The organism is Microbacterium sp. F1-18, from assembly GCF_052921305.1.
The window spans coordinates 242026-267184 of record NZ_JBREVD010000002.1 but is presented as its reverse complement, the minus strand read 5'-3'; the positions used below and the strand labels follow the sequence as shown (position 1 = coordinate 267184).

22 protein-coding genes and 1 tRNA gene are annotated in these 25159 nt (G+C 69.8%); 2 read left to right on the top strand and 21 right to left on the bottom strand.

Annotated features, from left to right (window positions below; translation table 11 throughout):
- Nucleotides 1-2640 (bottom strand): DNA polymerase I, encoded by a 2640-nt coding sequence (gene polA, locus ACU6RU_RS05405; RefSeq protein ID WP_446726081.1) that lies wholly within the window; start codon nt 2638-2640, stop codon nt 1-3.
- Between the two features lie 57 nt (nt 2641-2697).
- On the opposite strand from polA, the gene ACU6RU_RS05400 reads away from it, so the two are divergent.
- The gene (locus ACU6RU_RS05400) at nt 2698-3129 is read left to right on the top strand and encodes a hotdog fold thioesterase (protein ID WP_120262559.1); all 432 of its coding nucleotides are present in this window, start codon (nt 2698-2700) and stop codon (nt 3127-3129) included.
- A 70-nt stretch (nt 3130-3199) separates the two neighbouring features.
- Here ACU6RU_RS05400 and ACU6RU_RS05395 read toward each other — a convergent pair whose 3' ends face one another.
- A complete protein-coding gene (locus ACU6RU_RS05395) occupies nt 3200-3817 on the bottom strand; it encodes an ANTAR domain-containing response regulator (RefSeq protein ID WP_023950638.1) in 618 nt (205 codons plus the stop codon).
- A gap of 80 nt (nt 3818-3897) precedes the next feature.
- On the opposite strand from ACU6RU_RS05395, the gene ACU6RU_RS05390 reads away from it, so the two are divergent.
- Nucleotides 3898-3978, top strand: a tRNA-Leu gene (locus ACU6RU_RS05390).
- 57 nt (nt 3979-4035) lie between these two features.
- On the opposite strand, the gene pyk is transcribed toward ACU6RU_RS05390, so the two are convergent.
- The 19 genes from pyk to rpoZ all read right to left on the bottom strand — a co-directional run bounded on the left by pyk (nt 4036) and on the right by rpoZ (nt 25149).
- Nucleotides 4036-5484, bottom strand: a complete 1449-nt coding sequence (gene pyk / locus ACU6RU_RS05385; protein WP_289329591.1) for a pyruvate kinase — start codon at nt 5482-5484, stop codon at nt 4036-4038.
- 44 nt (nt 5485-5528) lie between these two features.
- The gene (locus ACU6RU_RS05380; RefSeq protein WP_120262557.1) at nt 5529-6995 is read right to left on the bottom strand and encodes a glutamate synthase subunit beta; all 1467 of its coding nucleotides are present in this window, start codon (nt 6993-6995) and stop codon (nt 5529-5531) included.
- Nucleotides 6988-11568, bottom strand: a complete 4581-nt coding sequence (gene gltB, locus ACU6RU_RS05375; protein ID WP_446726080.1) for a glutamate synthase large subunit — start codon at nt 11566-11568, stop codon at nt 6988-6990. The genes ACU6RU_RS05380 and gltB overlap by 8 nt, the downstream gene beginning before the upstream one ends.
- A gap of 53 nt (nt 11569-11621) precedes the next feature.
- On the bottom strand, nt 11622-12596 hold the full coding sequence (gene lgt / locus ACU6RU_RS05370; protein WP_446726079.1) for a prolipoprotein diacylglyceryl transferase: 975 nt from the start codon (nt 12594-12596) through the stop codon (nt 11622-11624).
- A 43-nt stretch (nt 12597-12639) separates the two neighbouring features.
- Nucleotides 12640-13434 carry a tryptophan synthase subunit alpha gene (trpA, locus tag ACU6RU_RS05365; RefSeq protein ID WP_446726078.1) on the bottom strand — a complete coding sequence of 265 codons (795 nt, stop codon included), beginning with the start codon at nt 13432-13434 and terminating at the stop codon, nt 12640-12642.
- Entirely contained in the window at nt 13431-14690 is a 1260-nt protein-coding gene (trpB, locus tag ACU6RU_RS05360) for a tryptophan synthase subunit beta (RefSeq protein ID WP_120262553.1), read from the bottom strand. The genes trpA and trpB overlap by 4 nt, the downstream gene beginning before the upstream one ends.
- A complete protein-coding gene (trpC, locus tag ACU6RU_RS05355; RefSeq protein WP_120262552.1) occupies nt 14687-15463 on the bottom strand; it encodes an indole-3-glycerol phosphate synthase TrpC in 777 nt (258 codons plus the stop codon). Before trpC ends, trpB begins: the two co-directional genes overlap by 4 nt.
- Nucleotide 15464: 1 nt before the next feature.
- Nucleotides 15465-15692, bottom strand: coding sequence for a DUF6704 family protein (locus tag ACU6RU_RS05350; RefSeq protein ID WP_023950623.1), 228 nt, complete (start codon nt 15690-15692; stop codon nt 15465-15467).
- 47 nt (nt 15693-15739) lie between these two features.
- Nucleotides 15740-16345 (bottom strand): Trp biosynthesis-associated membrane protein, encoded by a 606-nt coding sequence (locus tag ACU6RU_RS05345; RefSeq protein WP_289329595.1) that lies wholly within the window; start codon nt 16343-16345, stop codon nt 15740-15742.
- The gene (hisI, locus tag ACU6RU_RS05340; protein WP_120262550.1) at nt 16342-16698 is read right to left on the bottom strand and encodes a phosphoribosyl-AMP cyclohydrolase; all 357 of its coding nucleotides are present in this window, start codon (nt 16696-16698) and stop codon (nt 16342-16344) included. The genes ACU6RU_RS05345 and hisI overlap by 4 nt, the downstream gene beginning before the upstream one ends.
- On the bottom strand, nt 16695-17459 hold the full coding sequence (gene hisF / locus ACU6RU_RS05335; RefSeq protein WP_289329596.1) for an imidazole glycerol phosphate synthase subunit HisF: 765 nt from the start codon (nt 17457-17459) through the stop codon (nt 16695-16697). The genes hisI and hisF overlap by 4 nt, the downstream gene beginning before the upstream one ends.
- A gap of 1 nt (nt 17460) precedes the next feature.
- A complete protein-coding gene (gene hisG / locus ACU6RU_RS05330; protein ID WP_446726077.1) occupies nt 17461-18303 on the bottom strand; it encodes an ATP phosphoribosyltransferase in 843 nt (280 codons plus the stop codon).
- Between the two features lie 40 nt (nt 18304-18343).
- A complete protein-coding gene (locus ACU6RU_RS05325) occupies nt 18344-18607 on the bottom strand; it encodes a phosphoribosyl-ATP diphosphatase (protein WP_120262547.1) in 264 nt (87 codons plus the stop codon).
- A 52-nt stretch (nt 18608-18659) separates the two neighbouring features.
- Entirely contained in the window at nt 18660-19337 is a 678-nt protein-coding gene (gene rpe / locus ACU6RU_RS05320) for a ribulose-phosphate 3-epimerase (RefSeq protein WP_446726076.1), read from the bottom strand.
- Nucleotides 19338-19354: 17 nt separating this feature from the next.
- Nucleotides 19355-20707, bottom strand: coding sequence for an RsmB/NOP family class I SAM-dependent RNA methyltransferase (locus tag ACU6RU_RS05315; protein ID WP_446726075.1), 1353 nt, complete (start codon nt 20705-20707; stop codon nt 19355-19357).
- Complete coding sequence (gene fmt, locus ACU6RU_RS05310) at nt 20704-21621, bottom strand: methionyl-tRNA formyltransferase (protein WP_446726074.1); 918 nt, start codon at nt 21619-21621, stop codon at nt 20704-20706. Before fmt ends, ACU6RU_RS05315 begins: the two co-directional genes overlap by 4 nt.
- Before the next feature lie 8 nt (nt 21622-21629).
- Complete coding sequence (locus tag ACU6RU_RS05305) at nt 21630-23594, bottom strand: primosomal protein N' family DNA-binding protein (protein WP_446726073.1); 1965 nt, start codon at nt 23592-23594, stop codon at nt 21630-21632.
- Nucleotides 23591-24784 (bottom strand): methionine adenosyltransferase, encoded by a 1194-nt coding sequence (gene metK, locus ACU6RU_RS05300; RefSeq protein WP_289329601.1) that lies wholly within the window; start codon nt 24782-24784, stop codon nt 23591-23593. Before metK ends, ACU6RU_RS05305 begins: the two co-directional genes overlap by 4 nt.
- A 110-nt stretch (nt 24785-24894) precedes the next feature.
- Nucleotides 24895-25149, bottom strand: a complete 255-nt coding sequence (rpoZ, locus tag ACU6RU_RS05295; protein WP_023950606.1) for a DNA-directed RNA polymerase subunit omega — start codon at nt 25147-25149, stop codon at nt 24895-24897.
- Nucleotides 25150-25159 lie beyond the last annotated feature (10 nt).

The following is a 25159-nucleotide window of genomic DNA, read 5'->3' as shown; positions in this document are numbered from 1 at the left end:
TCAGTGACCAGCGACATCCCAGTCGCCGCCGCGACCGATCTGCACATCGAGCGGAACGGTGAGCTCCGCAGCGTCGCCCATGCGATCGCGGACGATGCGCTCGGCGGCATCCCACTCCCCCGAAGCCACTTCGACCACGAGCTCGTCATGGATCTGCAGCAGGACACGAGAGCGGAGGCCTTCGGCTCGGAACTCACGGGCGATGCGGAACAACGCGATCTTCATGATGTCGGCCGCGCTGCCCTGGATCGGAGCGTTGAGCGCTGCGCGCTCGGCGTTCTCGCGGAGCACGCGGTTGGGGCTCGCGAGGTCGGGGAACGGCCGGCGGCGGCCGAAGATCGTCTCGGTGTACCCGTCGATACGAGCCTGCTCGACGCTCGAACGCAGATAATCGCGCACCGCTCCGAATCGGGCGAAGTACTCGAGCATCAGCTGCTTGGCCTCGGACTGCTCGATGCGGAGCTGCTTCGACAGGCCGAATGCGGAGAGTCCGTAGACGAGACCGTATGACATGGCCTTGACCTTCGTGCGCATCGCCGGTGTGACGTCGGCGGGCTCGACGCCGAAGACCCGCGCACCCACGAAACGGTGGAGGTCTTCGCCCGACACGAACGCCTCGATGAGGCCCGGGTCTTCGGACAGATGCGCCATGATGCGCATCTCGATCTGCGAGTAGTCGGCCGTCAGCAGGGTCTCGTACCCCTCGCCGACCTCGAAGGCAGCGCGGATGCGTCGGCTCTCCTCGTTGCGGATCGGGATGTTCTGCAAGTTGGGATCGGTGCTCGAGAGCCGGCCGGTCTGGCTTCCGGTCTGCACGTACGTCGTGTGGATGCGGTCGTCCGCGGCGATCGCGGTGTCGAGCGACTCGATGATCTGCCGCAGCTTCGTCGCTTCACGGTGCTGCAGGAGCAGTTCGAGGAAGGGGTGAGGGTTCGACTCTTGCAGGTCGGCCAGCACCGCGGCGTCGGTGGAGTACCCGGTCTTGGTCTTGCGGGTCTTCGGCAGCTGGAGCTGCTCGAACAGCACCTCTTGCAGCTGCTTGGGCGAGCCGAGGTTCACCTCGCGGTCGATCGTGGCGTACGCGCGCTGCGCGATGTCGTCGGCTCGCGCGGCGAGTTCGGCGGAGAACGTGGAGAGCTTCTCGTGCGACACCGCGACGCCCGCGAGTTCCATGTCGGCGAGGGTGTCGAGGGTGGGGAGCTCGATGTCGGTCAGCACCCCGAGGACGGAGGCGGGCATCTCCGCGCGCACCGCCTCCGCGACGCGGAGCGCGAACCACGAGAGCTGGCCCGGTGTCGCCCCTTCGGTCTCAGGCACGAGTTGGGTCGGGTCGGCCTCGGGCAGCTTCTCGTCGAGGTACCGGTGGACGAGGTCGGCGAGGGTCTTGTCGGGAAAGCTCGGGCGCAGAAGCCACCCGGCCAGGATCGGGTCGAACACGAGGCCGCCCAGGCGAACACCGCCACGGCGGAGTGCCTTGACCTGGAGCTTCGCGTCGGAGAGCACCTTCGGCGCGTCGGACTCGAGCCACGGACGCAGGGCGTCGGCGACGTCGTCGTTCCAGGTCGCCTCGACCGCTTCGTCGGGACCCGCCAGGCCGATCCGCTGCGGGAAGCCGCCCGCGACCACGACGGTCACCCCGACCTCGCCCGTCCGAGCGGCGGCCCAAGCGGCGAGATCAGCCGCAGACACCTCGGCGGCAGCCGGAGCCGGCACCGCCGGAGCGGTGGTCTCGGCAGCCATCGCGGGGTCGGCGCCGGCCGCCTCGAACACCCGGGGAAGCAGCGTGCGGAACTCGAGGCGGGCGAAGATGTCGCGAACCGCTTCAGCATCGATCGGACCGACGGCGAGGTCGGCAGGTGTCACACCGAGCTCGACATCTCGAAGGAGGCGGTTGAGCGCACGATTGCGTCGAACGTCATCGAGGTGCTCGCGCAGGTTGCCGCCCACGACGCCGCCGATCTTGTCGGCGTTCTCGAGCAGTGCGTCGAGCGATCCCCACTGCGTCAGCCACTTCACCGCGGTCTTCTCCCCCACCTTCGGGACCCCGGGGAGGTTGTCGCTCGTCTCACCGACGAGCGCGGCGATGTCGGGGTAGTTCTGGGGCGGGAGACCGTACTTCTCGACGACCGTCTCGGGGGTGTAGCGCTTGAGTTGAGAGACGCCCTGCACGCTGGGGTAGAGCAAGGTGACGTCGTCGGTGACGAGCTGGATCGTGTCGCGGTCGCCCGAGCAGACGAGAACGTCGAAGCCCTCGGCGGCACCCTGCGTCGCGAGGGTCGCGAGGATGTCGTCGGCCTCGTAGTCCTCCTTCGTCAGCACGGTGACGTTCATCGCGGCGAGGCACTCCTGCAGCAGCGGGATCTGCCCCTTGAACTCAGCCGGCGACTCCGCACGATTGGCCTTGTACTCGGTGTACTCGCGGGTGCGGAAAGACTGGCGCGAGGTGTCGAAGGCGACCGCCAGGTGCGTGGGCTTCTCGGCCTTGATCAGGTTGACGAACATCGACAGGAACCCGTAGATGCCGTTGGTGTGCTGGCCATCCTTCGTCGTGAAGTTGTCGACCGGCAGCGCGAAGAAGGCACGGTAGGCCAGCGAGTGGCCGTCGACGACGAGAAGAGTAGGCTTTGCGGAGTCCGTCACCCGTCCAGCCTAACGACGACGGCGGACACCACGACCCGCTGCGACCGAGGGTGGAGCATGCCTGAGAAGACCGACATCGACACCGGCCTCGCGTGGGCGCAGGGCCGCGGCAAGGGAGCGCTCGCGGAGCGCATGGGAATCGATTTCATCGAGTTCACCACCGAGCGCTGCGTCGCCACGATGCCCGTCGAAGGCAACACCCAGCCCGTCGGTCTCCTGCACGGCGGTGCGTACGTCGTGCTCGGCGAGTCGCTCGGATCCATGGCGGCCAACATGCACGCCGGTCCGGGGCGTCTCGCCGTGGGCGTCGACATCAACGCCACCCACACGCGCTCGGCGACGAGCGGCACCGTCACCGGTGTGTGCACTCCCCTGCACCTCGGCCGCTCGATGACGGTGCACGAGATCGTCGTGTCCGACGAGCAAGGCCGTCGGTGCTCGACCATCCGCATCACGAACATGATCAAGGACGCTCCGGCGGCATCCTGATTCCGCCCGACGCGGCAACGACGAGGCCCCCTCCCGATCGAGAGGGGGCCTCTGACGGCGCGGCTCCGGACTACTTCTTCGGAGCGAGCTGCTCGATGATCGCCTTCGCGACATCCTGCATGGTCAGACGGCGGTCCATCGATGCCTTCTGGATCCAGCGGAATGCCTCCGGCTCGCTCAGGCCCATCTTCTCGTTGAGCAGGCCCTTGGCACGGTCGACGAGCTTGCGGGTCTCGAAGCGCTCGACCATGTCGGCGACCTCGGCCTCGAGGGTGATGATCTGCTCGTAGCGGGCCAGCGCGATCTCGATGGCGGGCAGCAGATCGTTCGGGGTGAAGGGCTTCACGACGTACGCGAGCGCGCCGGCCTCCGTCGCGCGCTCGACGAGCTCCTTCTGGCTGAACGCGGTCAGCAGCACGACGGGCGCGATGTGCGCCTTACCGAGACGCTCAGCCGCGGAGATGCCGTCGAGGACGGGCATCTTCACGTCCATGATCACCAGGTCGGGGCGGAGCTCGGTCGCGAGCTGCACCGCGGTCTCGCCATCGCCCGCCTCGCCGACGACGTCGTATCCGTTGTCGCGGAGGATCTCGACGATGTCGAGCCGGATGAGCGACTCGTCTTCGGCCACGACGACACGGCGTGGTGCGGGAGCGGCCGACGTGGGGGCCTCTTCTTGCTCTGTCACCTTTTGATCCTACGGTATGGCGTTCCGGCCGTGCTTCCGTCAGGCGACGCTCGACGAGGCGGTATTGTCGATATGCGTGCGCCGGTGTGGCGGAATGGCAGACGCGACCGACTCAAACTCGGTTGTCTTCGGACGTGTGGGTTCGACTCCCACCACCGGCACGACGAAAGGGCGGGCACCTCGTAAAAGGTGCCCGCCCTTCGGCATTCACGGGGCGATTACTGGATCGCCTGGTAGATCGGTGCGCGACCGTTGACGGCGTCGCCGATCTTGTGGATGCGGATGTCGTTGGTCGATCCCTGGATTCCGGGAGGGGATCCGGAGATCACGACGACCTTGTCCCCCACCTCGGCGAGGCCGTTCGAGAGGAAGTAGTCGTCGACCTGGTGGAACATCAGGTCGGTGTGAGCGACCTCTTCGACCAGGCTGGAACGGATGCCCCAGGTGAGCGCCATTCGACGTCGGATCGCGGGATCCGGCGTGAACGCGATCATCGGGATCTCGGGCCGCAGACGCGACATCCGGCGCGCCGTGTCACCGGACTCGGTGAACATGCAGAGGAACTTCGCGTCGATGAACTGCGCGACCTCCATGGCGGCGAGCGTGATGGCGCCGCCCTGCGTGCGCGGCTTCGCCGTCAGCGGCGCGATGCGCTCGAGTCCGTGCGTCTCGGTCGAGTCGACGATGCGGGCCATCGTCTCGACCACGACGACGGGGTACTTGCCCACGCTGGTCTCGCCCGAGAGCATGACGGCGTCGGCACCGTCGAGGACGGCGTTGGCGACGTCGCTGGTCTCCGCGCGCGTCGGTACGGGGTTCTCGATCATCGACTCCAGCATCTGGGTCGCGACGATCACCGGCTTGGCCATGCGGCGGCAGAGCGCCACGGCCTTCTTCTGCACGATCGGAACGGCCTCGAGCGGGAGCTCGACGCCGAGGTCGCCTCGCGCGACCATGATGCCGTCGAACGCGTCGATGATCCCTTCGAGGTTCTCGACGGCCTGCGGCTTCTCGATCTTCGCGATGACGGGGACCTTGCGGCCCTCCTCCGCCATGATCTCGTGCACGCGGGTGACATCGGACGCATCCCGCACGAACGACAGCGCGATGATGTCCGCCCCCTGCTGCAGCCCCCAGCGCAGGTCAGCCTCATCCTTGTCCGACAGTGCGGGCACGCTCACGGCGACGCCGGGCAGGTTGATGCCCTTGTTGTTCGAGACCGGACCGGCGACGATCACCTTGGTCGTGACTACGGGACCCTCGACCGAGACGACCTCGACGCGGACCTTACCGTCGTCGATGAGGAGGAAGTCGCCGGGGTTGACGTCACCGGGCAGGCCCTTGAAGGTCGTCGAGACGATCTCCTTCGTGCCGAGGATGTCGTCGGTCGTGATCTTGAAGATGTCGCCGACCGCGAGCTGGTGAGGTCCGTTCTCGAACTTGCCCAGACGGATCTTCGGGCCCTGAAGGTCGACCAGGATCGCGACGGGGCGGCCCGCGTCGTCGGCGGCCTTGCGCACGTTGGCCCAGCGGACCTCGTGCTCCGAATAGTCTCCGTGGCTGAGGTTGAATCGGGTCACGTCCACGCCGGCGTCGATGATGGCTCGCACCATCTCGTAGCTGGCTGTGGCCGGTCCCAGGGTGGCGACGATCTTGGCGCGTCTCACTGAATCTCCGGTGGTATCTGGTCGGGAGGGGGGTTGGGTCCAGCCTATGCCCGCTGGAGCCCGATCGCGACGTCGGTCGGACGCACCGGCGCCGGCAGGTCGGTGTCGCCCATCAGGTAGCGGTCGACGGCGGCGGCCGCGGCGCGGCCTTCCGCGATCGCCCACACGATGAGCGACTGCCCGCGGCCGGCATCGCCCGCCACGAACACGCCCGGCGCGGTCGTCTGGTAGTCGTCGGCACGTTCGACATTGCCGCGATCAGTGAACACGGTACCGAGCTGCGCCTCGAGCTCGCTGCGCTCCGGGCCGGTGAAACCCATCGCGATCAGCACGAGGTCTGCGGGGATCTCGCGCTCGGTGCCGCTCTTGGGAACCCGGCGGCCGTCGATGAACTCGGTCTCGGCGACTCGGAGGGCGCGAACCTCGCCGGCGTCGTTCGCGAGGAACTCGACGGTCGAGGCGAGGTAGCTGCGCTCACCGCCTTCCTCGTGCGCCGAGGCGACCTCGAAGATCGTCGGCATCATCGGCCAGGGCTGCGAGTCGGGGCGCTCGGAGGGCGGCTGCTTGCCGATCGCGAGGTTGGTGACGCTCAGCGCGCCCTGCCGGTGCGCGGTGCCGATGCAGTCGGCGCCGGTGTCACCGCCGCCGATGACCACGACGTGCTTTCCCTCGGCGTGGATCTGGTTGGCGACCTGGTCGCCCGCGACGGCCTTGTTCGACTCCACGAGGTACTCCATCGCGAAGTGGACGCCTGCGAGATCGCGGCCGGGGATGGCGAGGTCGCGCGGCAGCGTCGACCCGGTCGCCACCACGACGGCGTCGTAGCGGGCGCGCAGCGCATCCCACGTGATGTCCTTGCCGATCTCGACACCGGCGCGGAACCGCGTCCCCTCGTCCTGCATCTGACGCAGCCGCGCCTCGATGTGACGCTTCTCCATCTTGAAATCAGGGATGCCGTACCGCAGCAGGCCGCCGATGCGGTCATCACGCTCGTAGACCGCGACCGTGTGTCCCGCGCGCGTCAGCTGCTGCGCAGCGGCGAGCCCGGCGGGCCCGGAACCGACGACAGCGACCGTCTTGCCGGTGAGTCGCCCCGGAGGCTCGGCCTCGACCCAGCCGTTGGCGAAGGCCTCGTCGATCGTCGAGACCTCGATCTGCTTGATGGTGACCGGCGGCTGGTTGATGCCGAGCACGCACGAGCTCTCGCACGGCGCGGGGCAGAGCCGACCGGTGAACTCGGGGAAGTTGTTGGTGGCGTGCAGACGCTCGATGGCCGAGCGCCCCTCGCCCCGCCACATGAGGTCGTTCCACTCCGGGATCAGGTTGCCCAGCGGGCATCCCTGATGGCAGAACGGAACGCCGCAGTCCATGCAGCGGCCCGCCTGACGGCGGAGGACCGCGGTGTCACCGGGTTCGTAGACCTCGCGCCAGTCCATGATGCGGACCGGGACGGGCCGGCGCTTGGGGAGCTCGCGCTCCGTGATCTTCAGGAAGCCCTTGGGGTCAGCCACGGGTCACCTCCAGGATGCGGCTCCAGACCTCGTCGCCGTCGGGGTCGAGCCCCTCGGCGGCCGCCGTCTGTCGGGTTTCGAGCACCGCGGCGTAGTCGCGCGGCACCACACGGACGAAATGAGCGACCTCGGTCTCGAAGTCCTCGAGCAGGCGGGCCGCCAGGTCGGACCCCGTCTCGGCGACGTGGCGCTCGAGCAGGTCGCGGAGGATCTCGGCGTCGCCGGACCCCATCTCCTCGAGCACGAGCTCACCGCTGGCCATCGCCTCGCGGTTCACGTTCGCGGTCTCGAGACGGTAGACGTAGGCGTTGCCGCCCGACATCCCGGCGCCCAGGTTGCGCCCGGTCGCTCCCAGGATCACGGCGAGGCCGCCCGTCATGTACTCCAGTGCGTGGTCGCCCACGCCCTCGACCACCGCGGTCGCGCCGGAGTTGCGCACCAGGAACCGCTCCCCCACGACACCGCGCAGGAACATCGTGCCCTGCGTCGCGCCGTAACCGATGACATTGCCGGCGATGACGTTCTCGGAGGCGTCGAATGCGGCGTCGCGTGGGGGCCGCACGACGATCTGGCCTCCGGAGAGCCCCTTGCCGACGTAGTCGTTCGAGTCGCCCTCGAGGCGCAGCGTGATGCCGGCGGGGAGGAAGGCCCCGAACGACTGACCGGCCGAACCCGTGAGGTTCACGACGATCGAGTCGGCCGGCAGGCCGTTCTCGCCGTGCGCGAGCGTCACCCGGTTGCCCAGCATCGTGCCCACGGCACGCTCGGTGTTGCGGATCGGCAGGTCGATCTCGATGTGTCCGCCGTGGGCGACGACATCCTGCGCCCGCTCGATCAGCTGGACGTCGAAGTGCTCGTCGAGTTCGTGGTCCTGGTCACGCTGATGACGCCGCGGCGCATCGTCGGCGAACGCGGGCCCGGTGAGGATCGGCCCGAGATCGAGTCCGCTCGCCTTCCAGTGCTCGATCGCGCCGTCGACGTCGAGGACGTCGGTGCGTCCGACGGCCTCGTCGAGCGAACGGAAACCGAGCTCGGCGAGGTACTCGCGCACCTCCTGCGCGATGAACTCCATGAAGTTCACGACGAACTCGGGCTTGCCCGTGAAGCGCTCGCGCAGGACGGGGTTCTGAGTCGCGACGCCGACCGGGCACGTGTCGAGGTGGCAGACCCGCATCATGATGCAGCCCTCCACCACGAGTGCCGACGTCGCGAAGCCGAACTCCTCGGCGCCGAGCAGCGCGGCGATGACCACGTCGCGACCGGTCTTGAGCTGCCCGTCCGCCTGGACGACGACGCGGTCGCGCATGTCGTTGAGCATGAGCGTCTGCTGGGTCTCGGCGAGGCCGAGCTCCCACGGGGTGCCGGCGTGCTTGAGCGAGTTCAGCGGGCTCGCACCGGTGCCGCCGTCGTGGCCCGAGACGAGGATGACGTCGGCAAGCGCCTTCGCAGTTCCCGCTGCGACCGCGCCGATGCCGGACTGGCTCACGAGCTTCACATGGACACGCGCGGTCGGGTTGGCGCGCTTCAGGTCGAAGATCAGCTGCTTGAGGTCTTCGATCGAATAGATGTCGTGGTGCGGCGGCGGCGAGATGAGGCCGACGCCGGGGGTGCCGCCGCGCGTGCGAGCGATCCACGGGTAGACCTTGCCGGGCGGAAGCTGACCACCCTCGCCGGGCTTCGCGCCCTGGGCGAGCTTGATCTGGATGTCGTCGGCGTGCGTGAGGTACATGCTCGTCACGCCGAATCGCCCGGAGGCGACCTGCTTGATCGCGCTGCGTCGCTCGGGGTCGAGCAGCCGCTCGACGTCCTCGCCACCCTCGCCGGTGTTCGACTTCGCGCCGAGGCGGTTCATCGCGATCGCGAGGGTCTCGTGCGCCTCCTTCGAGATCGAGCCGTAGCTCATGGCACCCGTCGAGAAGCGCTTGACGATCGAGGCCACCGACTCGACCTCGTCGATGGGCACCGGCGGGCGGACGCCCGTCCGCAGCTTGAACATGCCGCGCAGCGTCTTCAGCTCCGACGCCTGGTCGTCGACGAGCTTGGTGTACTCGCGGAAGATGTCGTAGCGCCGCGTGCGGGTCGCGTGCTGCAACCGGAAGACCGTGTCGGGATTGAACAGGTGAGGGGCGCCGTCGCGGCGCCACTGGTACTCGCCGCCGGTCCACAGCCGCTCGTGAGCGCGGACTGCGGCATCCTCGGGATAGGCGTACGCGTGCCGCGCGGCGTTCTCCGCGGCGATGACCTCGAGGCCGACACCGCCGAGCTTGGTCTCGGTGCCCGTGAAGTACTTCGAGACGAACTCGCCCGACAGGCCGACTGCCTCGAACACCTGGGCGCCGGCATACGACGACACCGTCGAGATGCCCATCTTCGACATGATCTTCAGAACACCCTTGCCGAGCGCATAGATCAGGTTCTTCACGGCCTTCTCCGGCGAGACGCCGGTGATGTAGCCGGCCCGGACGAGGTACTCGACCGTCTCCATCGCGAGGTACGGGTTGACCGCGGAGGCGCCGTAGCCGAGGAGAGTCGCGACGTGGTGCACCTCGCGGACGTCGCCGGCCTCGACCACCAGACCGACCCGCATGCGCGTCTGCTGACGGATGAGGTGGTGGTGGACTGCAGCGAGCATGAGCAGCGACGGGATCGGCGCGAGGTCCTTGTTCGAGTCGCGATCGCTGAGCACGAGGAACTCCGCGCCGTCCTCGATGGCCTGGTCGGCCTCGGCGCACATCTGCGCGAGGCGCTTCTGCATCCCCTTGTGACCGGCCTCGACGCGGTACAGGCCGCGGATCGTCACCGACGACCGGCCCTTGAGGGCGGTGTCGATGTGCTGGATCTTCGCGAGCTCGTCGTTGTCGATGACGGGGAAGTCGAGCGTCACCGTGCGGGTGTGCTCCGGCCCCCACGAGAGCAGGTTGGCTTCGGGACCGAGCCCGAGCGAGAGCGAGGTGACGACCTCTTCGCGGATCGAGTCGAGGGGCGGGTTCGTCACTTGCGCGAACTGCTGCGTGAAGTAGTCGAACAGCAACCGGGGCCGTTCGCTCAGCACGGCGACGGGCGTGTCGCTGCCCATCGCGCCGAGGGGCTCCGCACCCACCTGTCCCATCGGGGTGAGGAGGATGCGCACCTCTTCCTCGGTGTACCCGAACGTGCGCTGACGACGCGTGATCGAGGCGATCGGATGCACGATGTGCTCGCGTTCGGGCAGGTCCTTGAGCCGCACGCGGCCCGAATCGAGCCACTCCTGCCACGGGTGCAGGGTCGCCAGCTCGCGCTTGATCTCCTCGTCCTCGACGATGCGACCCGCGGCCGTGTCGACCACGAACATGCGACCGGGCTGCAGACGTCCGCGACGCTTGATCCGCTCGGGGGCGAAGTCGAGCACGCCGGTCTCGCTGCCGATCACGACGAGTCCGTCGGTGGTCTCGGTCCAGCGCCCGGGACGCAGCCCGTTACGGTCGAGCGTCGCACCGACGAGCGTGCCATCGGTGAAGATGAGCGCCGCCGGACCGTCCCAGGGCTCCATCTGGATGGAGTGGTAGTCGTAGAACGCGCGCAGATCCGGGTCGATGTCGGTCTGCTTCTCGTAGGCCTCGGGCACCATCATCATGACGGCGTGGGGCAGGCTGCGGCCGGTGAGAGTGAGCAGCTCGAGCACCTCGTCGAACGAGGCCGAGTCGCTGGCACCGTCGGTGCAGATCGGCAGGAGCGGCTGCACGTCGCCGAGCAGCTCGGACTCGAGCTGCGACTGGCGCGCCCGCATCCAGTTGCGGTTGCCCTTGACCGTGTTGATCTCACCGTTGTGCGCGAGCATGCGCAGGGGTTGGGCGAGCGGCCAGGAGGGGAAGGTGTTGGTCGAGTACCGCGAGTGCACGACTGCGAGTTCGGACGCGAAGCGCTCGTCCTGCAGGTCGGGGTAGAACGGCTCGAGCTGCAGGGTGGTGACCATCCCCTTGTAGCCGAGCGTGCGGCTCGAGAGTGACACGAAGTACGCGTCGTGCTCGTGGCGGGCGCGCTTGCGCAGCCGGTAGACGCGGCGGTCGAGCTCGATGCCCGACAGGGCGGGCGCGTCGCCGACCGCCGGGCGCGAGACGAACAGCTGCTCGAACGCCGGCCGCGCCGCGAACGCCAGCTTGCCGAGGTTCTCGTCCTCGGTCGGGACCTCGCGCCAGCCCAGGACGATCAGCCCCTCGGACGCCGCGAGCGCTTCGATCGCGGCTTTCAGGGCGTGCCGCTCGTCGGCCTCACGTGGCAGGAAGGCCATACCCGCGGCGTACTCCCCCGCGGGCGGCAGGTCGAAGTCGACGACGGCGCGCAGGAACGCGTCGGGCATCTGCGTCAGGATGCCGGCGCCGTCACCGGTTCCGGCGTCCGAACCGATGGCCCCGCGGTGCTCCAGATTCCGCAGCGCCGTCAGCGCGAGCTCGACGATGTCGTGCCCGGCCTCGCCGCGAAGCGTGGCGACCATCGCCAGACCACAGGCATCCTTCTCGAAGGCCGGGTTGTACATGCCCTGCTGGGGAGGGAAAGAACCGAATCCGGACTTTTGGGGTCGAGGGCTCGAGGCCATACTGACCGTCCTCACATTGGTGCTGAAACCGGGACGACGTCGGCCCTGGGGAACTACTGCTTCGAGGTGACTGCGCTTGTGGCGCTGTCTGCGTGAGCTTCGGGCGTCGGGGGTGCGCTCAGATCCACGAAGTCTTCAGTGCTCTGCGATTGTAGCGCGCTCGGAGCCACCCACTCGCGACCGGGCTGATAAGGCGACGGCTCGTCGCCCGGGTGCCGTCGCGTCTGCACCACGATGATCGCGATTCCGACCAGGACGGCGAAGATCGCGGCCCAGACGTTCGTGCGGATGCCGAGGATGATCTCACTCGGATCGATCCGGATGGACTCCCACACGATGCGCCCCGCGCCGTACCAGACGAGGTAGAGACCGAACAGCTTGCCCCACTGCGCCCACGCCTTGCGGCCGACCCACAGCAGCACGAGCACGCCGAGCCCGTTCCAGATCACTTCGTAGAGGAAGGTCGGGTGGAAGAGGGTGTCGGGTGCGAGCCCTGCCGGGAAGGCCGGGTTGTCGCGATCGATCTCGAGCCCCCATGGCACGTCGGTGGGCAGCCCGAACAGCTCCTGGTTGAACCAGTTGCCGAACCGGCCCATGGCCTGGGCGAGGAGGATGCCCGGCGCCAGCGCGTCGGCGAAGCTCCAGAAGCGGATGCCGGTCCACTTGCAGCCGAGGTACGCGCCCACGGCGCCGCCGATCAGCGCACCGAAGATGGCGATGCCGCCCTCCCAGATGAACAGCACGGCCCAGGGGTTCTTGTCGGGGCCGAAGTAGAACCCCGGGTGCGTGAGCACGTGGAACGCGCGCGCTCCCACCAGCGCCAGCGGCACGGCCAGGAGCGCGATGTCGATGACGACCCACGGTTCCGCGCCACGCCGCGTGAGGCGGTGATTGGTCATCAGGGTCGCGACGATGATGCCCGCGATGATGCACAGGGCGTAGAAGTGGATGCGCAGCGGACCGAGGTCGATGTAGCTCACCGACGGGCTCGGGATGCTCGCGACGAGCGTGTGTGCGGCATGGATCATCGGATCGTCCCTCGGAAATCGGCGGTCGTGCGACCGGAAAAGTCTAGACGCGCTCGCGGGCGGTGCCCGCCGCAAGAGCACGCGCGGTGTCGGCGAGCCCGGCGACTCCCCCGTCGCGCAAAGCGCGTACGAGGGCTGTTCCGACGATCGCTCCGTCGGCGTAGTCGACGACTCCCGCGACCTGATCGGGCGTGGAGATGCCGATGCCGACGCACGCGTGCACATCGCCGAGTTCGCGCAGGCGCCCGACCAGGGTGCGGGCTGCGGCGTCGAGCTCGGCGCGCTCGCCCGTGATCCCCATCGTCGAGACCGTGTACACGAAGCCCGTCGAGGCCTCGACGATCATCCGCAGTCGCTCGTCGGTGGAGGTGGGCGCCGCGAGGAACACGCGATCGAGCCCCGTGCGCTCCGAAGCGACGATCCACTCGGGCGCGGCATCCGGGGTGATGTCCGGCGTGATCAGGCCGGCCCCGCCTGCCGCGGCGAGCTCGTCGGCGAAGCGGTCGACGCCGTACTGGAGCACGGGGTTCCAGTAGGTCATGACGAGGATCGGGACGTCGACCCGCTCCGCGATCGCACGGACGGCTGTGAACGTGTCACGCAGGCGGAAGCCCGCTGCCAGAGCGACCTGCGTCGCCTCCTGGATCACAACGCCGTCCATCACGGGGTCGGAGTACGGGGGGCCGAGCTCGAGGACATCGGCTCCGGCCTCGGCCAGCGCCACGGCGGCCTCGACACTCGTCTCGAGATCGGGGAAGCCGAGCGGCAGGTAGCCGACGAACGCGCCGCGCCCCTCGGCGTGTGCGGCATCGATCGCGGCGGCGACGCGGGAGCTCACAGCTCCACCCCTTCTCCCGAGGCGGCTTCGTCGTGGTCGGGTTCGACGACCGGCTCCGCGCCTTCGTCGTAGAGCTCGAACCAACGGGCCGCGGTGTCCATGTCTTTGTCACCGCGCCCCGAGAGGTTGACCGCGATGATCGCGTCGGGGCCGAGCTCGCGTCCGATCCGAAGCGCACCGGCCAGGGCGTGGGCCGACTCGATCGCGGGGATGATGCCCTCGGTGCGGCTCAGCAGTCTCAGTGCCTCCATCGCCTCGGTGTCGGTGGCGGGGATGTACGACGCACGACCGATCGACGCGAGCCACGCGTGCTCGGGCCCGACACCCGGATAGTCCAGTCCCGCCGAGATCGAGTGCGACTCGACGGTCTGGCCGTCCTCGTCCTGCAGCACGAAGGTCTTCGCGCCGTGGAGGACGCCCGGGCGGCCCCGCCCGATGGACGCGGCGTGGCGCTCCGTGTCGACTCCTTCGCCCGCGGCCTCGACGCCGTAGAGCGCGACGCCCTCATCGTCGAGGAACGCGTCGAACATGCCGATCGCGTTGGATCCGCCACCGACGCATGCCACGACGGCATCCGGAAGCCGTCCGGTCTCGGCGAGCAGCTGCTCGCGAGCCTCTTCCGAGATGATCTTCTGGAAGTCGCGCACCATGGCGGGGAACGGATGCGGCCCGGCTGCGGTGCCGAAGATGTAGTTGGTCGTCTCGACCGAGGCCACCCAGTCGCGGTAGGCCTCGTTGATCGCGTCCTTGAGCGTGCGCGACCCGGTCGTCACCGGCACGACCTCGGCGCCGAGCAGGCGCATGCGTGCGACGTTGAGGGCTTGACGCTCGGTGTCGACCTCGCCCATGTAGATCGTGCAGTCGAAGCCGAACAATGCCGCGGCCGTCGCCGTGGCCACGCCGTGCTGGCCGGCTCCGGTCTCGGCGATCACCCGGGTCTTGCCCAGGCGTTTGGTCAGCATGGCCTGACCGATCACGTTGTTGATCTTGTGCGAGCCCGTGTGGTTGAGGTCCTCACGCTTGAGGAAGACGCGCGCGCCGCCGGCGTGCTCGGCGAAGCGCGGCACCTCGGTCAGCGCCGACGGCCTCCCCGCGTAGGTCGCGAGCGTGCGCGTCAGCTCGGCCGCGAACTCGGGGTCGGCCATCGCCGACTCGTAGACCGCGGTCAGCTCGTCGATCGCGGCGATCAGCGATTCGGGCATGAACCGCCCGCCGAACTCGCCGAAGAAGGGACCGTGCTGTTCTCGCAGGCTCACGCGCCGGCCTCCAGGAATGCGTGCAGGGTGGTAACGGGATCGTTCGTCACGAGCGCCTCGCCGATCAGGACGGCGTCGGCGCCCGCTCGACGGTAGTGGGCCACGTCGTGCGGTGTGAGCACGGCGGACTCGGCGATCTTGACAGCATCCGCGGGCAGATGCTCCACCAATCGGCCGAACAGGTCGCGGTCGAGCTCGAAGGTCGAGAGGTTGCGCGCGTTGACACCCACCAGCCGCGCTCCGATGTCGGCGGCGCGGTGCACCTCGTCGAGCGAGTGGGTCTCGACCAGGGGCGTCATTCCGAGCTCGAGCACCAGCTCGTGCAGCTCGGCCAACAGCGGCTGCTCGAGCGCGGCGACGATCAGGAGCACCAGGTCTGCGCCGGCCGCACGGGCCTCGAACACCTGGTACGGGTTGGCGATGAAGTCCTTGCGCAGCACGGGGATCGACACCTCGGCGCGAACCGCCTCGAGGTCGGCCAGGCTGCCCTTGAATCGCCGCCCCTCGGTCAGCACGGAGATGACGGAAGCGCCGCCCTCCTCATACCGAGCCGCCTGAAGAGCGGGATCGGGGATCGCGGCGAGATCGCCGCGAGACGGGCTCGCACGCTTGACCTCGGCGATGATTCTGACCCGCTCGGCCGGGGCGAGCGCCGCAAGGGCGTCGCGTGCCGGGCTCTGAGCGAGCGCGTCGCGCTCGACGACGGCGAGGGGCCGCTCGGCCGCACGGGCCTCGGCATCCTCGACGGCGCCGGCCGTGAGACCGGCCAGCACGTCAGTGCGCTTTCGGGGTGTACTTGTCGCCGTACGCGCCGTACCCGGCCTTCGCCATGGCCCAGCCGACGATGAGCCCGACCACGAGCAGACCGGCGGACGCCCAGACGAGCACCGGCATGTCGAGCCAGAAGAACAGGGTGCCCAGCGCGAACGCCAGGAGCATGATCACCACAGCGGTCCACGCCGCCGGGGAGTGTCCGTGGCCGGGGTCGCCGATGTTGCTCATTGTTCTCCTTCGCGGGATTTCTCGGGCTGAGGTCAGTCTACCGGGGCTCAAGCGGTCGGATCGGACCCGCGGCTGAGGTCGTCCCACGAATCGATCGGATCGTGGGAATCGTGCGGACGCGAACCACCGGGGCGGCGGACCTCGGCGGCCGCATCGGTGCGGTAACGGCGCGCGGTGCTGCGCCACGAGCGAGCCGTCACGAGGGTCAGCACCCCGCCCGCGCACACCGCGGCGGCGCCGACCGCCGTGATCCACGGCCACGCGGTGACCGTTATCGTCGAGACCAGCGTGCCCACCGCTTCGACGCCCGCGAGTCCGGTCGCGTCGGCGACGACGCCGACCACGGCCTCGGGCGGCGCCGTCAGGGCGATACGGAGCGATTCGGCGAGGAGCGCGGCGCCGATCAGCACCCCGACGACGCCGAAGACGTAGCGCAGCACCGTGCCCACGATCGAGAGCGCGAGCCCGAGGGCGAGCGCTGCCAGGCCCAGTGGAGTGACCAGCGGGAGCGCCTCGGTGCCCGGCACCGGGAGGACCGCTTGAGCGCCGTCACGCAACGTCGCCTCCAGCCACGGCTGCGTCGCTCCGATGACCGCGAGGCCGCCGCCGACAACAGCGGCGAGAACCGCGAACGTCCGGGAGCGCCGAGTCATGAGACCGCCACGACGGGGTCGAGGTCGTCCGTGTCGAAGCATGTGCGCGTGCCGGTGTGGCAGGCCGCGCCCACCTGCTCGACCAGCAGGAGGACGGCGTCGCCGTCGCAATCGAGCCGTGCCCCGCGGACGAGCTGGATGTGGCCGGACGTGTCGCCCTTGCGCCAGTACTCCCGGCGCGAGCGCGACCAGTACGTCACACGGCCGCTGGTGAGCGTGCGGCGCAGCGCCTCCGCATCCATCCAGGCCAGCATGAGCACCTCGCGCGTGTCGTGCTGCTGGACGATCGCAGCGACGAGGCCGTTCGCGTCGAACGACACGCGCTCGATGCGGCTTTCGATGCTCTCGGTCATGGCCGCACCTCGATCCCCTGCGCCGTGAGAGCGTCCTTCACGTCGCCGATCGTGAGCTGGCCCGAATGGAACACGGATGCGGCGAGCACGGCATCCGCGCCCGCCTCGATCGCGGGGGCGAAGTGCTCGGTCGCGCCGGCGCCGCCCGAGGCGATGACAGGCACGGACGAGGCCTCACGCATCAGCTCGATGAGCTCGAGATCGAATCCGTCCTTCGTGCCGTCGGCATCGATCGAGTTCACGAGCAGCTCGCCCGCGCCACGTTCGATCGCTTCGCGCGCCCAGGCGAGCGCGTCGATCGATGTCGCCGTGCGCCCGCCGTGCGTCGTCACGACGAAGCCCGATGCGGTGCCCGGTGCGCGCTTCACATCGAGGGAGAGCACGAGCACCTGAGCCCCGAAACGGTCGGCGATCTCGCCGATGAGCTCGGGGCGCGCGATCGCCGCCGAATTGACGCCGACCTTGTCGGCCCCCACCGACAGCAGGCGCGCGACGTCGTCGACCGATCGAACGCCGCCGCCGACGGTGAGGGGGATGAAGACCTGCTCTGCGGTGCGACGCACGACGTCGTAGGTCGTGGCCCGACCGTCTACGGTCGCGGTGACGTCGAGGAACGTCAGCTCGTCGGCGCCCTGCTCGAAGTACAGCCGGGCGAGCTCGACCGGATCGCCCATGTCGCGCAGGTTCTCGAAGTTCACACCCTTGACCACGCGTCCCGCAGCGACGTCGAGGCACGGGATGACGCGGCGTGCCAGCGTCATGTCAGAGCCTCGCGTTGTGGATCGCGGTGACGAGGATCGCACGCGCACCGATGGCGTAGAGGTCGTCCATCGTCGTGTTCACGCTCGCGCGCGGCACCATCACCCGGACGGCCACCCACTCGGGGTCGCGCAACGGCGAGATCGTGGGCGACTCGATGCCGCCCGCGACGGCGACGGCCTCGTCGACCAGGGCGGCCGGGAGGTCGTAGTCCACCATCACGTAGCGTCGCGCCACCAGGACGCCACGCAGACGCCGCAGCAGGCGCTCCGTGCCGTCGGCGTCGTGCGGACCGGCGATGAGGACCGCCTCGGACCGCAGGATCTCGGGCCCGAAGACCTCGAGCCCCGCCTGGCGGAGGGTCGTGCCCGTCTCCACCACATCGGCGACGGCGTCGGCGACGCCCAGACGGACCGCGGACTCCACCGCGCCGTCGAGGGGCACGAGATCGACGGCGATGCCGCGCTCGTCGAGGAACGCGTCGACGAGCCCGGGGTACGAGGTGGCGATGCGCTTACCCGAGAGCTCGGCGACGTCGGAGAACGTGCCGGTGGGCGCGGCGAAGCGGAAGGTCGAGCCGGCGAAGCCGAGCCGCTCGATCTCGCGCGCGCCGGGCATGCGGGCGTCCAGCAGGAGGTCGCGACCGGTGATGCCGACGTCGAGCGCGCCCGAGCCGACATAGGTGGCGATGTCCTTGGGACGCAGGTAGAAGAACTCGACCTCGTTGACGGGGTCGATGACGTGCAGGTCTTTCGAGTCGCGACGACCGGTGTAGCCGGCTTCGGCCAGCATTTCGGCGGCGGTCTCGGCGAGCGATCCCTTGTTGGGAACGGCGATGCGCAGCATGGGGGTCTTTCTGTCTCGGAGCGGGAGGGCGGGGCGTCGCTCAGAGATGTCGGTAGACGTCTTCGGGGCTCAGACCTTTGCTGATCATGAGCACCTGCAGGTGATACAGCAGCTGCGAGATCTCCTCGGCAGTCTCGACGTCGGACTGATACTCCGCCGCCATCCAGACCTCAGCGGCCTCCTCGACGATCTTCTTGCCGATGGCGTGCACACCGCGGTCGAGCTGCGCGACCGTGCCCGAACCCTCGGGCCGGGTCTCGGCGATAGAGGTGAGCTCTGCGAACAGGGCGTCGAACGTCTTCACCTAGCCAGGGTACCGGCCCGTGACGGCGACTCCGACCGCGGCGACGGATGGATCAGTGTCGATGCGCGCGCTGCGCCCGGTCGCGCAGGCTCGCGATGGCGGCATCCGGATCGGCCGCGCCGAACACCGCGGATCCGGCCACGAACGTGTCTGCCCCGGCCTCGGCGGCCTGCGCGATCGTCGACTCCGAGATGCCGCCGTCGACCTGCAGCCAGACGGAGGAGCCGCGACGACGCGCCTCGTCGGCGAGACGGCGGAGCTTGGGCATCTGGTCGGCCATGAAGCTCTGGCCACCGAAACCCGGCTCGACGGTCATCACGAGGACCTGATCGAACTCGTCGAGGACATCGAAGAGCCCCTCGACGGGCGTGGCGGGCTTGACGGCGACGCCGGCGCGCGACCCGATCGCCCGCAGGCGTCGCGCCAGGGCGACGGGGTCGGTCGCCGCCTCGAGGTGGAAGGTCACACTCGCGGCCCCCAGCTCGGCGTAGCCGGGCGCCCAGCGATCGACGTCGGAGATCATCAGGTGCACGTCGAGGGGAACGGGACTCGTCGCCTGGATCCGCTCGACCATCTGCGGGCCGAAGGTCAGATTCGGAACGAAGTGGTTGTCCATGACATCCACGTGCACGAAGTCCGCCGAGCGGATGCGGCCGAGCTCCGCCTCCATGTTCACGAAGTCGGCGGCCAGGATGCTGGGGTTGATGCGCAGGGCGTCGGCGTCGCTCACGCCCCCATTATCGCCGGTCACGGCTTCTGCAGGAGTGTGATCGACATCGCATCGGTCCCGTGGCGATGCGGCCACAGCTGCGCGCGCCCCGACCCGTCCTGCGGCTCGGGCAGGTCGATGTCGCGGCGGCTGACCGACCGGAGGACCTCCCGGGCGTCGAGCTCGCGGAGGTCCGAGTGAGACGCGCGCACGTCGGCGACGACGACCGAGGTCTCGGCGAGGTGAGGCGAGCACGTCACATAGGCGACGATCCCGCCCGGGGCGAGCGAGGCGACGGCCGCGCCGAGCAGTTCGCGCTGCAGAGCGCTGAGGTCGGGCACATCGGACGGGCTCTTGCGCCAGCGGGCCTCGGGACGGCGGCGAAGCGCGCCGAGCCCCGTGCAGGGCGCGTCGACGAGGATGCGGTCGTACCGACCCCGTCCCGCTCGTTCGCGGCCGTCGTCCTCCGACACCGGAACCTCGAGCGGCACCCCGGCGACGGAGGAGCGAACGAGCCGTGCGCGCGCCGGTGAGATCTCGTTGGCCTCGAGGGCGGCCCCGCCCGCGAGCGCCTCCGCAGCCAGGACGGCCGTCTTGCCGCCCGGCGCTGCGCACAGGTCCAACCAGCGCTCACCCGCGCGGACGGGACGCGCACGTGTCAATGCCAGCGCGGCGAGCTGCGATCCCTCGTCCTGGACACGGATGCGGCCCTCCGCGCCACGCACCAGCGGCTCGGGGTCGCCGCCGTCGAGTCGGAATCCGAGCGGTGAGTAGGGGGTCCGAGCGCGATCGGCGGGGATGTCGGCCAAGCCCGGGAGCGCGGTCATCGTGACGCTCGGCGAGACGTTGTCGGCCGCCAGCAGGTCTTCGAGCTCGTCCGCGCGCCCCTCTGCCGCGAGCGCCCGACGGAACGCCCGGATGACCCATACGGGATGGGAGTAGCGCAGTCCGAGCCGCTCGTCATCCGAGCGCGCGCCGGCATCGACCCGCTGCAGCCATTCCCCCGGGTTGTCCCGGGCGATGCGCCGGAGCACCGCGTTGGCGAAGCCGGCGGCGTTGGACGCGCCCGCGCGCCGCACGAGCTCGACGCTCTCGTTCACCGCCGCGTGCGAGGCCACCCGCGTCGACAGGAGCTGGTGGACACCGAGGCGCAGCGCGTCGCGCACCGGTGGATCGATCGTGTCGATCGCGCGTCCCGACGCCTGTTCGATGATCGCGTCGTATGTACCCTGACGGCGCAGCGTGCCGTATGTCAGTTCGGTGGCCAGTCCCGCATCCGCTGGTGTGAGACCCGCACGGCGGAGTTCCTGCGGAAGCAGCAGATTGGCGTACGCATCCGAGTCGGCGACCGCTCGGAGGACGTCGAAGGCGACGCGGCGTGCCGGATTCACGAGCCCGCCTCGATGCTCTCGGCGCGCTGCCCCCGCCACCAGTCCGGCGCCGGCATCGCGCCGCGACCGGCGGGCTGCACGGTGAGGAGCGCGACTGTGCCGTCGGCGGTTCCCACGAGGACCTCCTTGCCGACGAGACGGATCTCGCGGGGAGCGAGGGCTGCCTCCGTCCCCCGGCGGGCCGCGAGCACCTTGAGCCGCTGCCCGGCCACTGTGGTGTGCGCGCCGGGCTCGGGGGTCGTCCCCCGGAAGCGGTCGAGCACGGTCTCAGCGTTGAGCTCGAAGTCGAGGACTCCGTCTGCGAGGGTCAGCTTGGGCGCGAACGTCGGCTCACCTGTCTGCGGCAGGGCTCGGGCCGTGCCGTCGGCGATCCCGTCGACGACGTCCGACAGGGTGTCCGCGCCAAGGCCGGCGAGCTCCGAGAGCAGGTCGCCGGCGGTCGCGCCGCGGCCGACCGCGTGGCGGCTCTGCGCGAAGACGTCACCCGCGTCGAGCTCGGGAACGAGCTGGAACACGCTCACCCCGCTCACCCGATCACCCGCGATGAGCGCGTGCTGCACCGGTGCGGCGCCCCGCCAGTCGGGCAGCAACGAGAAGTGGAGGTTGATCCAGCCATGCCGCGGCGTGGACAGCAGCGGCTCGCGCACCAGTCCCCCGTAGGCGACGATCACGCCGAGGTCGGCTCCCCACGAGGTGATCGTCTGCGTCGCGTCGGAATCGAGGCGGTCGGTCTTCAGGACCGGGAGCCCCAGCTCGGCGGCGAGGGCCGCCACCGGCGATGGCGTGAGCACCCGCTTGCGGCCGAGCGGCGCGTCGCGCCGCGTGACGACCCCGACGATCTCGTGCGGCGAAGCGGCGAGTCGCCGGAGCGATGGCAGGGCGGGTTCCGGTGTGCCGGCGAAGACGATGCGCATGGCGCTCCTCACAGATCGAGATCGGGCACGTCGAGACGTACTCTGAGTGTATTGCGCGGTCCTGGCGGCGCCCCGCGGCGTCGCCGTCCGCGCAGCGCTGCCGCGACGACCGACGCCCGGAGGGACTCGGCCACCGGGCGCCCGAGCGCATACTCGAAACGCACGAGCGCACGGACGGCGTCGTCGCGGGGTACGGGACCGAGGATCGATGTGTCGGTCAAGGCGGGAACGTCCGCGCGGAGCTGCATGATCGCCTCCGAAACCGCGGCTGGCGTTCCCTCGACGGCCGCCACGCGGACCGTCGGCGGCATCTGGAGCGGCGCGCGCTCCGCGAGCTCCGCCCGGGCGTAGGCCGGCTGCGTCCAGGTGGCGAGTGCGCGGGCTGCCGGGCCGGCGACACCCACGAGATGCACGGGGGCGCCCGGCGCGGCCAGAGCCGCCGCATCCGACCACCAGCGCAGGCACGCCTCGGCGATCCGGAGCTGCTCGGTCATCAGCATCCGATCACCGTCGAGCAGGATCACACCGCGGTATCCGCCGACTGCGAAGGGTTCGGCGCCGCGTGTCGCGATCACGAGCGCCGGCTTCGCGTCGACGTGGGTGACCTGATGGTCGCCGTCGGACACGATGACGCGGGTGTTCGGGAAAGCGCGACCGAGCTCGTCGGCCGTGCGCTCGCTGCCAGAGGAAGCCATGCGCAGGCGCTGCGACGAGCACGACGCACATGCCCAGGCCGGCGCTGCACGCCCGCACCAGGCGCACTCGGGCACGGCGCCCGGGCGGCGGGCGCGCAGCGGCCCCGCGCAATGCGCACAGCGTGCCGGCGTGCGGCAGTCGGCGCACACGAGGACGGGAGCGTACCCCGGGCGAGCGACCTGGACCAGGACCGGACCGTGCACCAGCGCCTCCCGCGCCGCGGCGAAGGCCGCCGACGGCACCCGCGTTCCCCGCGACTCCCCCTCGCGGGTGGCCGAGAGCACCACCCGCGGACTCTCGCGGCGCCGCGCCGGGATGTCGCGCACCCAGCCGAGAGCGACGAGCCGCTCGACGTCGGTCGTTCGCGTCAGCCCCGCGAAGACCAGGGCGCACGCCTGCAGCTCCTGACGCACCAGCGCGGCGTCGCGCGCGTGCACCCCTGGGGTCAGCGGCTCCGCGAGCAGCGGATCGCCGTCGTCCCACAGGAGGACCGCACCGACATCGTGCGCCGGCGCGTACACGCTCGATCGGTTGCCCACCACGATGCAGGGCACCGGGGCCAGCAGGCGCAGGTATCCGGCATAGCGTTCCGGTCCCGAACGCCGCGCGTCGTCGCGGACGACGGCCGCATCGTCCACCCGGCGGGCGAGGACGGCCAGCACGTGGGCCTCGTCGCGGTGATCGGGGACCACGACGATCACGCTCCTCCCCCGTGCGAGCGTGAGGACCGCCAGCGCAGCGAGCAGCTCCGCCCATGCGGGCACGTCGTCCGCCGGACGCGGCGGCGCGTCGACGGCCACACGCTCGCCGTCGGCGACCGCGCCCTCGAGCTCGGGGTAGGCGGCGGCGGTCTCCCTCGCCCACGCGAGGGCGTCGTCGCGCACGACGGGGGTCTCGGGGGCGCCCGATGCCGCCCACGCCTTCTCCGCCCGCACCATGCGCTTCGGAATGACCAGCCGCAGGACATCGCTCGCCGATCCCGCCGCCCGGTCGGCGACCCGACGCGCATGCGCGTAGAGCCGTTCCGGGAGCACCTCGACGGGCGACACGACGCCTTCGAGCTCGGACAGGGGGCGATCGCCGTCGGTCTCGTCACCGAGTTCCACGAGGTAGCCCTCGACGGTGCGCCCGACCGTGCGGAGCGGCACTTTCACCCGCACACCGGGCAGCGCAACCTCGCGGAGGGTGTCGGGGACGAGGTAGTCGAACAGACGGTCGAGCTGGGGCAGAGGCGAGTCGATGAGAACCCGAGCGACCCGCCGCGGCGCGTCGCTCACAGCCCCGCGGCGGCGCGCAACTCCTCGACGCGATCGGTGCGCTCCCAGGTGAACTCGGGCAGCTCACGGCCGAAGTGGCCGTAGGCGGCGGTCTGGGCGTAGATCGGCCGGAGGAGATCGAGACGGTCGATGATCGCCTGCGGCCGGAGGTCGAAGACGTCGCGGATCGCCGCGGAGATAACGTCGTCTGCGACGTGTCCCGTGCCGAATGACTCGACGTAGAGCCCGACGGGGGCGGCGCGCCCGATGGCATACGCCACCTGCACCTCGAGTCGGTCGGCGAGTCCTGCCGCGACCGCGTTCTTCGCCACCCAGCGCATCGCGTACGCCGCTGAGCGGTCGACCTTGGACGGGTCCTTGCCGCTGAACGCTCCGCCGCCGTGTCGAGCGGCACCTCCGTAGGTGTCGATGATGATCTTGCGACCCGTCAGCCCCGCGTCGCCCTTCGGACCGCCGACCACGAAGGGACCGGCCGGGTTGATGACGTACTCGACGTCGGAGATGTCGAGGCCGGTCTCGGCGAGGACGGGCTCGATGACTTCGGCTTGGACGGCCGCCCGCAGTGCGGGCAAGGAGATGTCGGGCTGATGCTGGGTGGAGAGCACCACGGTCTCGACCGTGCGCGGCACAGCGCCGTCGTAGCCGAGCGTCACCTGCGTCTTGCCGTCGGGCCGGAGGAACGGCAGCGCGCCGGTGCGACGAGCCGACGTCAGGCGCTCGGCGATGCGGTGCGCCGTCCAGATCGCCATCGGCATGAGCTGGGGCGTCTCGTTGGTCGCATAGCCGAACATGATGCCCTGATCGCCCGCGCCGAGGGCGTCGGTCGGATCGATCGAGCCCTGCTCCCGGTGCTCGAGGGCGTTGTCGACCCCCGCGGCGATGTCGGACGACTGCTCGCCGATCGACACGGTCACACCGCAGGAGTCGCCGTCGAAGCCCGTCTCGCTCGAGGTGTAGCCGATGCGGTTCACCACTCCGCGCACGATGCCGGGGATGTCGGCGTAGCCGTCGGTGCGCACCTCACCCGCGACGTGGACGAGCCCCGTCGTCACGAGAGTCTCGACCGCGACGCGCGAGGCGGGGTCGACGGTCAGCAGCGCGTCGAGGATGCTGTCGGAGATCTGATCGCAGATCTTGTCGGGGTGCCCCTCGGTGACGGACTCGGACGTGAACAGGCGCAGCTGGCTCATCGGGGCTCCCTGTGAGACGGAACGGGACGGGATCGGGACGGAGACGATTCTGCCCGCGGCAGCCGACATCCGGCTGCCGCGGGCAGAAATGTGACGGGTCTACCGCCGGGTCAGTCGAGCGAACGCAGGCGGAGCTTGTCTTCGTGGATCTCGTGCATCGCGATGGTCAGCGGCTTGTCCTCGACCGACGAGTCGACGAGCGGGCCGACGTTGTCGAACAGGTTGCCCTCGTGCAGGTCGGAGTAGTAGTCGTTGATCTGACGCGCGCGCTTGGACGCGTAGATGACCAGCTGGTACTTCGAGTCGACCTTGTCGAGCAGGGCGTCGATGGGCGGGTCGATGATGCCTTCGTTGCTTCCGGCCATGGCGGATCCT